The organism is Alicyclobacillus suci, assembly GCF_017329615.1.
GTDB classification, from domain to species: domain Bacteria; phylum Bacillota; class Bacilli; order Alicyclobacillales; family Alicyclobacillaceae; genus Alicyclobacillus; species Alicyclobacillus suci.
The window spans coordinates 1-532 of sequence record NZ_JAFMTW010000160.1 but is presented as its reverse complement, the minus strand read 5'-3'; the positions used below and the strand labels follow the sequence as shown (position 1 = coordinate 532).

The 532-nt window shown below is 50.0% G+C and carries 1 pseudogene; it reads left to right on the top strand.

Annotated elements, in window-relative coordinates:
• Nucleotides 1-532, top strand: a pseudogene (locus J3482_RS20245) (IS21 family transposase); the annotation flags it as partial.

Sequence of the window (532 nt, the reverse complement as noted above, 5' to 3'; positions counted from 1 at the left end):
GAAGGACAGGGATGGATAGAAAGACGATTCGCAAATACATCGTCGAATATGAGCAGCAGCGGGAGGAGTTAATTCGAACCAAGGATCCAATGAGGATAGGCGTATTGACGGAGGGGATTGTCCAGGCGCCCAAGTATCAAGTCGGTGTTCGTCCTAAGCCAGTTGTCACTGAGGAGGTTGAGGAAAAGATTCGAGGCTTCCTGGCGGAGAATGAGGAGCGCAGGAACAAGGGGCTGCACAAGCAAGTCAGACGGCCTGTGGATATTCATTCTGAGCTTGAGAACTCTGGCGTCTGTATCAGTTATGGTAGCGTGTTACGAACCGTTAGAGCGCTGGAGTCAAAGACCAGAGAGGCTTACATCAAGTCAGATTATTTGCCTGGGGATGTTTGTGAATTCGATTGGGGCGAGGTGAAGCTCGAAATCGCGGGCGAAATGCAAAAGTTTCAGATGGCGGTGTTCGCGTCTGCCTATGGAAACTACCGATTTGCATGGTTGTTCAACAAGCAAAAGAGCGAGTGTTTTCAGGAGGT